10 protein-coding genes are annotated in these 14,792 nt (G+C 41.3%); 4 read left to right on the top strand and 6 right to left on the bottom strand.

What is annotated here, in order from left to right; translation table 11 throughout:
• Nucleotides 1-20: 20 nt before the first annotated feature.
• The 4 genes from MiAbW_RS00705 to MiAbW_RS00690 all read right to left on the bottom strand — a co-directional run bounded on the left by MiAbW_RS00705 (nucleotide 21) and on the right by MiAbW_RS00690 (nucleotide 4,496).
• Nucleotides 21-1,358: a helix-hairpin-helix domain-containing protein gene (locus tag MiAbW_RS00705; protein ID WP_151694493.1), complete on the bottom strand. Its 1,338-nt coding sequence runs from the start codon at nucleotides 1,356-1,358 to the stop codon at nucleotides 21-23.
• Nucleotides 1,359-1,678: 320 nt separating this feature from the next.
• A complete protein-coding gene (locus MiAbW_RS00700; RefSeq protein ID WP_151694492.1) occupies nucleotides 1,679-2,638 on the bottom strand; it encodes an aldo/keto reductase in 960 nt (319 codons plus the stop codon).
• Between the two features lie 46 nt (nucleotides 2,639-2,684).
• A complete protein-coding gene (locus MiAbW_RS00695; protein WP_151694491.1) occupies nucleotides 2,685-2,876 on the bottom strand; it encodes a hypothetical protein in 192 nt (63 codons plus the stop codon).
• A 120-nt stretch (nucleotides 2,877-2,996) separates the two neighbouring features.
• Complete coding sequence (locus MiAbW_RS00690; RefSeq protein WP_151694490.1) at nucleotides 2,997-4,496, bottom strand: SLBB domain-containing protein; 1,500 nt, start codon at nucleotides 4,494-4,496, stop codon at nucleotides 2,997-2,999.
• A 130-nt stretch (nucleotides 4,497-4,626) separates the two neighbouring features.
• On the opposite strand from MiAbW_RS00690, the gene MiAbW_RS00685 reads away from it, so the two are divergent.
• On the top strand, nucleotides 4,627-6,825 hold the full coding sequence (locus MiAbW_RS00685) for a phosphoketolase (protein ID WP_151694489.1): 2,199 nt from the start codon (nucleotides 4,627-4,629) through the stop codon (nucleotides 6,823-6,825).
• Nucleotides 6,826-6,899: 74 nt separating this feature from the next.
• Here MiAbW_RS00685 and MiAbW_RS00680 read toward each other — a convergent pair whose 3' ends face one another.
• Nucleotides 6,900-7,829, bottom strand: a complete 930-nt coding sequence (locus tag MiAbW_RS00680; RefSeq protein ID WP_151694488.1) for a 2OG-Fe(II) oxygenase — start codon at nucleotides 7,827-7,829, stop codon at nucleotides 6,900-6,902.
• An 84-nt stretch (nucleotides 7,830-7,913) separates the two neighbouring features.
• On the opposite strand from MiAbW_RS00680, the gene MiAbW_RS00675 reads away from it, so the two are divergent.
• The 3 genes from MiAbW_RS00675 to MiAbW_RS00665 all read left to right on the top strand — a co-directional run bounded on the left by MiAbW_RS00675 (nucleotide 7,914) and on the right by MiAbW_RS00665 (nucleotide 13,644).
• Complete coding sequence (locus MiAbW_RS00675) at nucleotides 7,914-9,041, top strand: ABC transporter permease (protein WP_151694575.1); 1,128 nt, start codon at nucleotides 7,914-7,916, stop codon at nucleotides 9,039-9,041.
• Nucleotides 9,042-9,116: 75 nt separating this feature from the next.
• On the top strand, nucleotides 9,117-10,343 hold the full coding sequence (locus tag MiAbW_RS00670; protein ID WP_151694487.1) for a glycoside hydrolase family 10 protein: 1,227 nt from the start codon (nucleotides 9,117-9,119) through the stop codon (nucleotides 10,341-10,343).
• A 421-nt stretch (nucleotides 10,344-10,764) separates the two neighbouring features.
• Nucleotides 10,765-13,644, top strand: a complete 2,880-nt coding sequence (locus MiAbW_RS00665; RefSeq protein ID WP_151694486.1) for a UPF0182 family protein — start codon at nucleotides 10,765-10,767, stop codon at nucleotides 13,642-13,644.
• A 149-nt stretch (nucleotides 13,645-13,793) separates the two neighbouring features.
• On the opposite strand, the gene MiAbW_RS00660 is transcribed toward MiAbW_RS00665, so the two are convergent.
• Nucleotides 13,794-14,789, bottom strand: a complete 996-nt coding sequence (locus tag MiAbW_RS00660; RefSeq protein ID WP_151694485.1) for a flagellar assembly protein H — start codon at nucleotides 14,787-14,789, stop codon at nucleotides 13,794-13,796.
• Nucleotides 14,790-14,792 lie beyond the last annotated feature (3 nt).

Below are 14,792 nucleotides of genomic sequence, written 5' to 3'. Positions count from 1 at the left end.
CGGTGATTGCTAGTTAGCATTTAATGATTAATCAGAGGTGCAGAATTAGCGAGAAAACCGGCAACTTTCAGAGACTCTACCACTGAATTGTCATCCTCTACCCAATAGTTTTGTCCTAAACGCACAAATTGACGCTGAGTTCCCGCACCGATGGTGGCAATAACGGGAACTTTTGCCTTTTGTTTGTCTCCCGATTGCAGAATACTTTTAAGAAGATTTTGACGATTTTGGTTGACAACATCTTGCAGCGATAAATTAACCATCACCATTTTAACAGTTTCGATCGGTTCCGCATCTTCGATAATTAATTGTACCCGCTCATCTCGGCGATCAACCTTTCCCCACACCATTAAAGTTGCTTCCTCGACTAATAACTTTTGCAGATGTTCGTAGGTATCGGAAAAAACCACCGCTTCCGACTGTCCTGACGCATCTTCTAGGGTTAAAAAGGCCATAGGAGTACCTTTTTTGGTCATAATTTTCTTAACAGCATTTAATAGTACAATCGCACTGACTTTTTTTCTGGTTTTGTGTTCTTCTAAGTCAGATAAATTGATAGGAGATAGGACTTGAGCCGCTCTTTGTAAAGCTTTTAAAGGATGTTCGGAAACATAAAAACCCAAATGTTCTTTTTCCAGTTTTAACTTTTCCTGTAGGGAAAAATCCGCTACTGCGGTTGCACTGGGAGACTGTTCAAACTCGGACTCTTGTTTATTTTCTGTGCTACCTCCTAGCATATCAAAAATATTCATTTGACCACTTTCTTTCTCTTTGGTGCGTTTTTGCGCCCAAGCAACTACTAATTCTAAATCTTCAATTAATTGATGGCGATTAGGTTGAATTTTATCAAAAGAACCGCAATAAATTAGCGTTTCTAAAGCTCTTTTGTTGACCACTCGTAAATCAACACGCTCGCAAAAATCCCCTAAAGAAGTAAACTGTCCTCCCGCTGCTTCCCGCGCTTTTAAAATAGCCTCGATCGCATTTTCGCCCAGATTTCTAACTGCGGACAAACCAAAGAGAATTTTGCGTCCAATCGGGGTAAAATGTTTTTGCGATCGATTGATGTCGGGGGGTTCGACATCGATATTCATTTTCTGACAGTTTTCTCGATACTTTTCCACCTTATCCTGATTATCGCTACTAGCAGTTAGTAACGCTGTCATATATTCCACAGGATAATTAGCTTTTAAATAAGCGGTTTGATAGGTGACGTAAGCATAAGCGGTAGAGTGAGATTTATTAAAACAATTGGAGGCAATTAACCCGTTGCCCAGCAAAAAATTATGATCTTTCTCCACACCAATATCGTAAACGGGTTTTCTTCCCAAGGATTGACGACTGATAATTTTAACCATATTATTAACCCAACTCTCCAGAGATTTTTGCAACGGTAGCCATAGGAAGATAAAGCATAGCCATCAGATGAGCATGAGGAAGAATTTTAATCACTTCAAAGTAATTTAGAATGCCTTCAGTCATTGACAGTTTTGACCCTTTGAGAGCCAGTTTCAGAATATATGACTACCATTTTAGCCAATAGAGAGAATTCTTGTCTATTAATAAATATTACGATCAACATGGTTACATTCAGAAAAATCAATGGGTGTATCCATTGATGGATAAAGGTTTCAGCTTGTTTTAGTATATATGTACAAAAAGAATTCAGGTATAATTTTTAGAAATACCACAGTACAGGATTATCATCCAAGCAATCAGTCACCTGTTTACCAATATTATCAATTAATTGTAGGTCTTCTGGGGTTAAATTAATTGTCATTGCTTGAGCGTTATTAACTGCTTGATCGGCATTTCTTACCCCAGCAATTGCATTAGTTTGAGGTTGCTTAATTAACCAAGCAAGAGATAATTGAGCTAGGGAACAATTATAGCGTTTAGCAATCGGTTCTAATTGATTTAAAGCCGCTTGTACCCTCTGAAAGTTTTCGCCATGAAAGAGTTTATTTTTAATTCTATGGTCTTCTGCTGCCAACTGATAACCGTTTCTAAATTTTCCTGTTAATAAACCTTGGGCAAGGGGAGAATAGGCTAGAATAGAAATATTATTGTCTATACAATAGGGCATAATTTCCTTTTCCACCGAGCGCCAAAACAGAGAATAGGGAGGTTGAATACTCTCAATTCTGCCGTATTGACAGGCTTCTTCCAGTTGAGAGCGGGAGAAATTGGAAACCCCAATAGCGCGAATTTTTCCCTCTGCTTTCAGATAATTAAGAGCGGCCATAGTTTCAGAAATAGGCACTATTTCCGTGTTCCATGAGCCACTAGGCCAATGAATTTGATAAAGATCTATATAATCGGTTTGGAGGTTTTTTAAAGAGCGAACACAAGCAGCGATAACTTCCTCGTATTTGAGGTGATTAGCAAAGACTTTGGTGGCATAAATTACCTGTTCTCGCACATCGGCCAAAGCTTGAGCGACAATCGATTCTGAGTGACCTTCACCGTAGATTTCGGCTGTATCTATAGTGGTAATTCCTGCCTCAAAAGCGGCACGAATAGCCTTAATACTTTCCGCATCTTCAATACCTGCCCACATCTTTTTTCCTGCTTGCCAAGTACCGACGAGAAGGGGAGTAATTTCTATATTTGTCTGACCGAGATAGCGTTTTTGCATAACAGTTTTTTTGATGGGTGAGGTATGCTTAGGGTTTCAGTCGGGTTTAGGGCTGAAAATCCCAGCTAAAGAGGACTAAAGTGACAAGGATAAAAATTTTTACCAGTAGGGGTGTAAAGAACAAACTTAACAAGCCACAAAAAAGACCTAATAAGCGGGTACTGAGGCTAATTATTTCGCCGTGAACATTATAGCTAATCGAGAGGGAGATTAGGGCTAAAGTAAGGAGAAAAATCATAGTTTTCTTTCCTGAGTCTATCGAGCAGAAAAGCCGTGACCGCTCACGACTTTTTGCCGTTTCTATATCTATTATTAGCTCGATTACTTAGCTCATGACATCGGGTTAAAGTAAACTTTTTTAACGTAAAAGATTTAAAAATCCGTTGAAGAGGCCTGTCAGACCAGTAAAGGGACTTAAAACCGTGCCGAGGGTGTCGGTAGCAGAGGCCAGACCACTACGATGAACCACCACCACATCATTATTGCGGAGAATCGGGTTAGTTTTCTCGTTGATACCCTGGGAAAAATCGATGTTAATTGAGGTTTTGGTGACGGTCCCGTTAGGATTGAGACGAATTAATTCCACTGTGGACTGATTGGCGCGACGCTTATCAAAGTCTCCTGCGGTTAAAATTGCCTGATTGAGAGGGGTATTGGGAGGAACTTCGATTATCCCCGGTTTTTTCACCTCCCCGACCACTTTCACGTTAATAGTTTTAGGGGCAAAACTAGCCGATGCTAAGGTTTCCGATTCCTTGGACGAGATTTCGGTAGCGGTGGGGATAATCACCGTATCCCCTTCTTGAAGAAAGATATCGCCAGTCATATCACCTTTATCGAGCAAACTCCAGAGATCTACGGGGATTTTCTGCTGAGAACCGTCACGAGTATAACGCAGCACTTGCACCTGTCGGATATCGGCCAGGGGTTTGATGCCTCCCGCTTGTTGGATAGCTTGGGTTAGTCGGGCCGGTTTCCTGGTGCCGCCGCGATCTAGGTCATTATTATTATTATTATTATTGTTGGCAGTGGGGACAATGCGATGGGATCCCGGACGATAAACTTCTCCCACCACAGTAACATTAATTTCTCGATCGCTATCTAGTCCAAAATTGGCATCGGCTAATTGGTTGACTTCCCCGACGCTAAGGGTCGTTTTAGTGGGAATAACGATGCTATCTCCATCTCTGAGGCTAATATCCTGGGTTGTATCGCCTTTTTGGATTAATTGCCAGAGATTGGCTTGAATTAGCTGTTCTTGTCCCTTGAGGTTGCGTCGGATTTGAACTTGACCAATATCGGCCACCGTAGTCACTCCCCCCGCTTGCCGGATTATTTCGGTCAATAGGGGCGTTTTTTGGCTTTGTTCGGGGTTAATTGTATAGGTACCTGGACGATTCACTTCCCCCGCGATGGCGATTTGCAGAGGCCGGGGGGTGAGAATGCTAACAGTAACCACGGGACGCTTGAGATAGGTGGTGTAACGTTTGGCGAGGGTTTGGCCGGCTTCGGTAACGGTCATTCCTTCCACTTTGACGCTGCCAATCAGAGGTAAAGTCAGGGTTCCATCGGCTAAAACAAGGAAATCGCCGCTTAAATCCGCCACTTGGTAAACGGTGACGCGCACTTTATCCCCTTCTCCCAGGGTGTACTCTTTGCTTTCTGCGGGGATAGGAGCAATCGCCTCTTTAGGGGGTGTAGCAATACTAGGAGGAGTGGCTTGGACTGGGCGAGCCGCTAAGGAAGTTAGGGGGGCAACAGTGCCGATAATTAACAGATACCGCAGTGATTTACTGATTAAATCCTGTAATTGGCTGCTATTTAACATTATTAATAGGGTTAATTTTATCGTTGACATTGGCGATCAGTGTAGCATAAATAGTCGATCGCCTATGGAAGACCCCTGTAATATCGCATCTATCGAGAGTTACCGCTAACTGTAAGATAGTTTTAATGATTGCCTGTATGTAAAGGGGTATATTAATTTTATGACAGCTACTAGCACAATTCCCGATTTTTGTCAAGGGATAAAATATTTTGGGGGTTCCTTACCCGAATTTGATAAATATGCAGGAAAAGCCGCTATTGCTGAGGGAAAAACCGCTATTAGTGACGCTAATGACCCGAATGCTATCTATCAAACTCTCCTAGCCGCCGATGCTTTGCGTTACCTCACCCTACAAATCACCGCTACCAAAGAATCGGGACATCCCGGCGGTTTTGCCAGCGCTGCCGACGTGATTGCCTCTTTGATGATGTTAGGTCAGAAAAATATTTTCACCGAAGTAGGCCATCATGCCCCCGGTTTTTATAGTAACGTCTTTCTCGATCGCTCTCTGGAAGCCATGGGCATCAGCAACGTCAGCGAATTGGGAGAACGTTTTCGGGAAAAACACGGACTTTTAGGGCATCTTTCTGGACAAATACCCGGACTGCTCGGGCCGGCTGGTCCTTTGGGCCAAGGCCAACATTTTGCCATGGCGGCGGCCAAATTACACCCTAATACCCTTTTCCCTGTGACTATCGGGGATGGTGGTTTAGGGGAACCCTACATTATGAGTAGTTTTGGTCATTTTCGCACTGCTTATCCTGAAATTACCAATTTTCTGCCGATTTTAGTCTGGAATGGCTATTCCCAAGAACACCATAGTATGGTGTCCCTGAAAACTAACGCCGAAATGGAAGCCTATTGGCGCGGTAATGGTTTCGAGGAAGTGATTCTCATTAATGCCAAAGACTTCGATGATGCTAATCAAAATGGGGAATATGTAGATAGCACCAAATTCTCTTTTAACCAGCGTCTGGAGTTCATGAAAGCGGTGTTAATGGCCACGGATAAAGCCGCCCAATTAGCTTTAGGAGGCAAACTAACGGTGATCATTATTAAACAACTTAAAGGGGCGGGAGTTCACAAACGGGGAGCGGCTTCCCATAATCTTTATCCTGGTGATTCTTTAGAAAAAGATTATATCGTTAGTGCCTTACAAGAACGCGCTTTACCCCCTGAAGCTTGGGCAATTGTTCGTACTAATTTCGAGCGTTCTGGAGGGGGTCCAGCAGCAGAAACAGTGGTAACGGAAAAAGTCCTCCCGCTGCCGGATTTAGGAACCTTACCGATGACGGAATATACTGTGGGTGGCGATAAAAAAGTGGCCACCACTGCCATGGGGGAATTAGTGGTAGCTGTGGGTAAAGCTGACCCCAATTTTGTCGTCACTAATGCTGATGGTAATGCCGCTTCGGGAATTAATAATATTAACGTCGGTTTAAAGATTATTCACCCCACCACTGATGATACCTATTTCCAAGCACCTAACGGTCAAGTTTATGAGCCTTTAAGCGAGGACGCTTGTGCTGGGTTAGCCGTCGGTTTATCTCTCTTAGGAGCACGGACTTTATGGTGTTCCTACGAGTCTTTTGCTATCAATGGTTTACCGATTTGGCAGACTGTAACCCAAGCGATGGCCGAATTACGTCGTCCCACCCCTTCTACTATTACTTTATTCACCGCCGGAGCCTTAGAGCAAGGGCGTAATGGTTGGACACACCAACGCCCAGAGATTGAAAATTATTTCGCCGCTATGATGCGGAATGGCAATATTTTTCCTCTCTTTCCTTGTGATGCTAACAGTATTCAAGTCTGTTATCAATGGGCTTTAGGCACAAAAAATAAAGGCATTACTATCACCGCCAGTAAATCGCCTTTACCGGTGCGAATCACCTTTGAGCAAACCCGTCAAGCTTTGGAAAAAGGCGGTGTAATTCTCCACGAATCGGAGCGCAGTAAAAAAGTCGTTTTTGCCGTTATTGGTGATATGACTTTATTACCCGTCTTTGAGTCTGCACAACAGCTAGAAGCAGCAGGAATCGGGGTAAAAATCGTCTCCGTAATTAATCCCCGTCGTCTCTATCGTCCTAGCGATGTGATGAGTGAAACTAGCTCGGAAGCTGATAATAAATTCCTCGATGATGCTGGTTTTGACAGCCTTTTTGCTGGTGATGCTTTAATCGGAGTAACCGGTGGTACAAGCGCCATGTTAGAACCGATTATGTTACGCAGTAATGCGTCTCGGGATGTCTTCGCTTGGAAACGGGGAGAAACCACCGCCAGTGCCGGGGAAATTATGGCCTATAATGGCTTAACTGCCAATGCTTTAACTGCGCGTGCTACCCAGTTATTAGGCTAAGTTACCGGTTAGTTTTTTTGATTATTCCCTACTCTCTTTGATTGGAGAGTAGGGATTTTTTTCTCAGGTCACTTTTACCAACGGGGTAAACTTTTAATCACTTTCCATAGGCGAGGATATTGGAGGGATAGATAGCGCTTAATATGGGATTTTAAACTAACTAAATCCTGAGATTCTTTCAGTTCTCTATCTTGATAAAAACGAATTAAATCATCCCGTCTTTTCAGTAAAATTTTAATTTGTTGGTAATCTTCTGAGCTTAAAACTTGATGGGGTTGAATATTTTCTGGCAGTGGGCGCGGAATGTAAAAAGTTGTATGCGATGGTGATAATTCCTGGATAGGACGTTCTTTGGTATAGAGATAAATAGAAAGAGATTTTCGGGATAAATGCCGTTGATTTTCTGGTAAATTAATCTGAGAAAATCCATGCCATGAATGTTCATTGGTTTCAAAAATAACACAACGATTAAAGATAGGTACAAACGATTTAATCCTATTTTCTTCTGGTTGAAGAGGATTGGAATGTAACTCTAGATTTCCTCCCCAATCTGCTTGCCATTGGGGATTTAAATAGATTAATAAATTCAAGCGGCGATGATACCAGTGACGCTCATCGAGGTTAAAATCAATGTGAGGGTCTAATTCTTGACCGTGTAAATTTTCATGGGTTCCACCGCCATAAAAACTAGGGTCTGGAATTAAATTATCAACACCGGTTAAATGGGAAATTAACTCTAAAAACTCTTGAGCTTGAACGTAGCGGCCAAACTGTTGATAAACACCCCCTAAAGCGATTAAATCTTCATTAACTGCCTTACCGCCAACTTTTCCTAACTCACTAATAGCTTTTTGCGGATTAAAACTGGGAAAATTTTCTAGCAAAATTTGCGCTTGCTCCCTCACTAAAAAATTATCGATGACCAAATGCTTAAACGGTTGCGCTGTCTCAAAATCTTGACGATAGACAGGAGATTTCTCATAAACAAGGGGATTAATAAACATTAGACAGCTTTTTTGTTGGTATGATGAATTGTAGCAATCAAACTGGCAAAATAAAGATTAACTCTCCTATTGACCTCATCGCCTATGGACTGGTGGCACAAACTCAAAGATAATCATCTCGCTCGTTGGGGGGCAGTTTTACTGTTAATCTTCTATTTAAGCGTAATGGCGGCGGATTTTGTCGCTCCCTACTCTCCCTACTCCTCCCAACCCGGTCAGTCTCTCCTACCCCCCACCGAAATCTTTTGGCGCTCGCAGTCGGGAAGTAACAAGGGTGAGTGGATTGGCCCCCACGTCTATCCCACCACTCAAAGTGCTATTAATATAGAAACTGGTGAGCGGAAACTAATTAGAGATTTTAACAAACCCTTGCCGCTGGGTCTCTTGGTTAAGGGTGAAACTTATAATTTCGGTCAAATTCGCCTACCTTTGCCGCCAAAATGGCAGGAAGTAACTTTATTCCCCGGCATCCCTTTTGATCTCCATCTGTTCGGGGTCATCGGCGATGGTAGAATCAATATATTGGGAACTGACGAATCGGGACGCGATAGTTTTAGTCGCTTGATTTTCGGGGGCAGAATTAGTTTATTTATCGGTTTGGTCGGGATTTTAATTTCTTTCCCTATTGGTTTATTTGTCGGTGGCGTTTCTGGCTATTTTGGCGGTTGGTTAGATGGGATTTTAATGCGTTTTGTGGAAGTTTTAATGACTATCCCCGGTATATATTTACTCGTGGCCCTAGCGGCCGTTTTACCCGCAGGATTAACCAGTACCCAGCGCTTTTTATTAATCGTCCTGATTACTTCTTTTATCAGTTGGTCGGGATTAGCGCGGGTAATTCGCGGTCAAGTTTTATCCCTGAAAGAACAGGAATTTATTCAGGCTGCTAAAGCTATGGGAGCAAAACCCCTTTATATTATTCTGCGTCATGTGCTGCCCCAAACTGCCAGTTATATCATTATTTCTGCTACGTTAGCTGTGCCGGGGTTTATCGTGGCCGAATCGGTTTTAAGTTTAATTGGTTTGGGAATTCAACAACCAGATCCCAGTTGGGGAAATATGCTTTCTCTGGCTACCAATGCCTCAATTATTGTTCTACAACCCTGGTTAATTTGGCCGCCTGCTTTGTTAATTATTCTCACCGTTTTAGCTTTTAATTTACTCGGTGATGGTTTACGCGATGCTCTAGATCCTCGCAATTTAGAGAGATAATTTACTTATTTTAGCAATGAACAGTTATCAATGAACTGATAACTGAAAAGTCTTCCCACTTCCCCACTTCCCATTATGAATAAAATCAGTAAAACTTTTAATAATTTCGCCGATATTTTGGTGATTTATAGTCAAAGATACGGGAAAATAAGCTGGTTAATATTTTTAATTATCTTTGCTTGTATCATAACGATAACCTTTAATTTTCCCGCACAATCGACCAATCAACCCCAAGAAAAACCCGAAATTCGTGGAGTTTGGTTAACTAATATCGATAGTGAGGTATTATTTAAACCGCAAACCCTAAAAGATGCCCTTGATAGGTTGGCTGATTTAAACTTTAACACTATTTATCCCACGGTCTGGAATTGGGGTTATACACTCTATCCTTCTAGGGTAGCAGAAAAAGTGACGGGACGAGCGATCGATCCCCATGAATCTTTAAAAAATCGCGACTTTTTAGAGGAAATAATTAGCCAAGGTCATCGGAAAAAATTAAGAATTATTCCCTGGTTTGAATTTGGTTTTATGGCTCCCGCAGATTCAGAATTAGCCAAAAGACATCCCGATTGGTTAACCCAAAGACAGGATAAAAGTGTGATTTGGTGGGAAGGAAAAGTGCATCAACGGGTGTGGTTAAATCCCCTACATCCGCAAGTACAAAACTTTATTACCGATTTAGTCAGCGAGATTATTACTAACTACGATATAGAAGGAATTCAGTTTGATGATCATTTTGGTTATCCCGCCGATTTTGGTTATGATGAAATCACCATTAAACTCTATCAAAGGGAACATTCGGGAGAATTACCACCGCAAGATTACCAAGATAAAGCATGGATTCAATGGCGGGCTGATAAAATTACTGACTATATGAATAGTTTAGCCCAGACGATTAAAAAGCAGCAACCTAAAGCGATTATTTCTTTATCTCCTAATCCCTACACTTTTTCCCTAGAATCTTATCTTTTAGATTGGCAAAAATGGCAAGAAAAAAACTTGATTGATGAATTGGTGGTACAAGTATATCGAACTGATATGAACGCCTTTGACTGGGAATTATCCCAACCAGAATTACAGCAAGCTAGAGAATCTCTCCCCGTAGCTATTGGGATTTTATCTGGTTTAAAAGGTCGTCCGATTCCGATGGTTAATATTACTCAACAAGTGGAAAAATCGAGACAAGAAAATTTTGGCGTTTCTTTCTTTTTCTACGAAACTTTATGGAATATGAGTAATGAATCTCCTTCCTATCGACGCAGAATTTTTCGAGAAATACTCCAGTCTGCTAATCCTAGCTAAAACTGCTGACTTTAAGCGAAATTATTGCCCTAATCAGGCTATAGTTTTTTAAGTTTATCTTTAAATTAATAAAAAGCAGCAGGGAGAGACGAGAAGGCTGCATCTCATTTTTGTCAATCTACTGAGTTGGAATTTTTAAAGGGAAACTCTCTGCTAAAATTAGTCATTACTTCTGATTTTATCACTCAATCCAAGCCTTTGGGGGGTTCTACCCCCCAAACCCCCCGTTGGGGACGCGTCGCGGTCCCCAAACCCCTCGCGCATTAGTTTTTCGGTGGGATGCTTACACGCAGCTGCTGATATATTTGTAATAATTTAAGAGTCACTGACTAATTGCTGATTTTCCGGATTTCTGTAAATGTGAGATGCACCCGACGAGAATCGCTAGAATGAAAAAAGACGCTCCCTTATCACTTTATTTATGCTGATCAGACATAACCGAAGCTCGATCGCTAAACCTATCTTACTGTTTCTCGGCTGCCTTGTGATCGGGGAGTTGGGGGTATTAGTGGTAGCCAATAGCCTCTGGTTTACCGAGATGGGTTATTTAAACACTTTCCTGAAACAATTATCTTGGCAACTAGGATTAGGTTGGGGAAGTGCGGTTCTTTCTTTACTCTTTATTTTTACTAATTTACGTTTGGCCCGGCGTTTTCGTTGGCAAAAACCCCAGGAAGATAGTTATCCTCTTAGTCCTCAATCTCCTAGTATTAATTTACTCAGCCTTTTGATTATCGCAACGGGCATTGGAGCTTGGATCGGGTCAATGTTATTGTATTACAGTAAACTAGCCCTCAGTCTCTGGACACCAGATTTTAATCTCCCTAACCTTAGTTCTTCCCTCAATTCTCCTCTGGAAATAGTTTGGATTAGGCAAGTATTAACCGATATTTCCAGTAATCTGTGGCAAGGTTTAATCATCGCTTTTTTAGTCCTGGTATTATTAATTAAAACCGAGTATTTTTTGCGAATAATATCTATAGTATTTACCATAATGCTATCTTTTATTATTGCTGGGCAGTGGGCGAATTTTTTAAAATATTTTTATGGTGTTCCCTTCAATATTAACGATCCTCAATACGGGAATGATTTAGGTTTTTACATCTTTCAATTACCCCTGTGGCAGTTACTAGAATTATGGCTCAGTGGTGTGGGAATATATACTCTTTTTGCTGTTAGTTTAACCTATCTTTTTTCGGGCGATAGTCTTTCTCTGGGAAGATTTGCGGGGTTTTCCCGTCCGCAACTGCGTCATTTATACGCCCTGTGGAGTGGGTTAATGGGGCTGCTAGTATTACATCATATTATTCAGCGTTACCTGCTACTTTATTCTCCAGAAGGAGTAGTTTATGGTGCAGGTTATATCGATGCTCATGTTGGTCAATTTATTGAAATTATTCTGGGAATTATTGCAGGAATAACCTCTATATGGTTAGGAGAAAAAGCATTATTTGGTAAAAAAGACCGTCGCAATTTATACAAAAATACTAAGAAAAAGTTGGTATTTTTCCCCTACTTAGTTCCTGTATTTCTCTATTTAATTGTTTGGATAAGTGGCATAATTATCAGTGGACTATTACAAAGAACTGTCGTACAACCGAATGAATTAGTGAGAGAAAGACCCTACATTGAAAGAAGTATTCAATCCACAAGAGCGGCTTTTTCCTTAGATAGAATTGATGCCCAAGTTTTCGATCCACAGGCCGAATTAAATTCCGAAGTTTTAGAGAAAAACCATCTAACTATCGATAATATTCGTCTTTGGGACACCAAACCTCTACTAGAAACTAACCGACAATTACAGCAAATTCGCTTATATTATAAATTCCCCGATGCTGATATTGATCGCTATCGGGTACGAGTAGGAGTGCCTGAAAAAATCGAGGAACGTCAAATATCCGAAAAACAACAGACCATTATTGCCGCTAGAGAATTAGATTATAGTGCGGTTCCCACTTCTGCTAACACTTGGGTGAATAAACATCTCGTTTATACCCACGGTTATGGGTTCACTCTTTCCCCAGTTAATTTAGTAGCTGCGGGGGGTTTACCCTACTATTTTGTCAAAGATATCGGCACAAATAAAGACGAAGGAGCCCTACAAACCTCTAGCAAATTAATTGATTATAGTATTCCCATTGGTAAACCCCGCATTTACTACGGGGAATTAACTAATAATTATGTGATGACTCCCACCACCGTAGAAGAATTGGATTTTCCTAGCGGGGATGGAAATGTCTATAATACCTACGATGGTAAGGGAGGAATCCTAGTGGGAACGGGGTGGAGACGTTGGCTATTTGCCCTTTATCTGCGGGATTGGCAAATGTTATTTAGCCAAGATTTTACTCCCGAAACTCGCCTATTAATGCGTCGTGATATCCAAAATCGCGTGCAAACTATCGCACCTTTTTTAAATTATGATCGCAACCCCTATTTAGTAGCGGCAGATGTGGGCGATAGTAGCAGTAAATTACATTGGATTATTGATGCTTATACTATCAGTGATCGCTATCCCTATTCTGACCCAGGAAAGGATAAATTTAACTATATTCGCAATTCGGTGAAAGTGGTAGTGGATGCCTATCATGGAACGGTTAATTTCTATGTTGCCGATGAAAATGATCCAATTATTCAGACGTGGAGTAAAATCTTTCCCCATCTCTTTAAATCTTTAGCAGAAATGCCGAAAACTCTCCGCAGTCATATCCGTTATCCCGAAGATTTATTTAGTACCCAAGCGGAAAGATTATTAACCTATCACATGACCGATCCACAAGTATTTTATAATCGAGAGGATCAATGGGAAATTCCCCTAGAAATTTACGGCACAGAACCCCAGGCCGTATCACCCTATTATTTAATCATGAAACTGCCAGATTCCGACAAAGAAGAATTTATTCTCCTCCATCCCTATACTCCCTCTAGTCGGCAAAATTTAATCGCTTGGTTGGCAGCGCGTTCAGACGATAGAGAGTATGGTAAGTTATTACTCTATCAATTTCCTAAACAAAGGTTAGTGTACGGACCGAATCAAATTGAGGCTTTAATTAACCAAGATCCAGATATTTCTCAACAGATTTCCCTTTGGAATCGGGACGGTTCTAAAGTTTTACAAGGACACCTATTAATTATTCCCATTGAACAATCTCTACTTTATGTAGAACCTTTGTATCTAGTGGCAGACCAAAATAGTGTTCCGACAATCGCTAGAGTAACAGTTGCTTATCAAAATAAAATTGTCATGGAACCAACCTTGAAGGAAGCTTTAGAAAAGCTATTTCAAGGTGATCAGAGCTAAATTGCCGCTAATTGGCCACAAATTAGCAAGAAAGCTGATGCTGGTTCCAGAACGATCCTCAATATCCCCGAATTTACCCAGAAAATAGTCTGCTCTGGTTAAGCAGCTAATTTTAAAATCCAGTATCATCAAAGGATTGAGTTATGCGTTTAATTAGAAAAGTGGGCAATTAATTCTGTGCGAGATGAATTAATTATTAAAGGAGTAAACTCCTCCACTGGTAATAATAAAATGCGATCGATGATTACGGACAAATCTGGGTCTAAACTACCAAAACGAGCTTTCAATAAATTTTCTATCACCAGACGTTCTCCTTGTTGAAGACCTTGTTGAAGACCTTGTTGAAGACCTTGTTGAAGACCTTGTTGAAGACCCTGTTGAAGACCCTGTTGAAGACCCTGTTGAAGACCCTGTTGAAGACCCTGTTGACGGCCAGCATCCAGTTCTTCCTGAAGACGGGAAGTGTATAAAGGTGATAATCTCATAATTAACTCTCTATCCTCCTGTTCAAGCTCTTGATCGTTAGTTAAAGAGGTTCTCAAGTTTAATAATAATTCTAGAGCATTTACCCGAAAAGGATGATCCTCTGGTAACGATTCTAGCTCATCGATCGCCCTTGCTTGTACTTTTCCCCGGCCTAAAATTCTTAACCAGAGAGTTGCTTCTGTTGAGGGTAATTGATGGATAACAGTGATTGCCGTGCGTAAAGAGGGAGCTAAAAAATAGATACCCTCCCCCCAATTCTCCTCATCTAATTTAGCTCCGAATCCTCCTAACAGTTGCGCGGAAGCGGTGGGAGTCAAAATCCAGAGACGGGGGATTTCCCCATCGTTAACATTCGTTTTCTGACGATTTGCTTGACGATTAATTTCTCCTTCCACTTGCAACAGTTTTAACAGACAAGTCCTAATTTCTGTAGCGGTGACAGGATTACGAAATGGTTCAAATAAACAGGGATTAATCGCCATTTGTCCCAGTAATCCCAGCAGCTCTCTAGGATTATTATCGAGGATATTGGGTGAAAACCAGACATCGATTTCTCGTACTTCTCCGCGTACCACCCGTGCAGATTTTACCTCTCCCAGAGAAGATAATAATTCTTCGAGATAATCTTTTGCAAACTGGTCATGAATAAATCTAGTCATAGG

Source organism: Microcystis aeruginosa NIES-4325, from assembly GCF_008974145.1.
GTDB classification, from domain to species: domain Bacteria; phylum Cyanobacteriota; class Cyanobacteriia; order Cyanobacteriales; family Microcystaceae; genus Microcystis; species Microcystis aeruginosa_G.
Note: the sequence above shows the minus strand (reverse complement) of the source record. Positions and strands in the feature narration are given on the sequence as shown.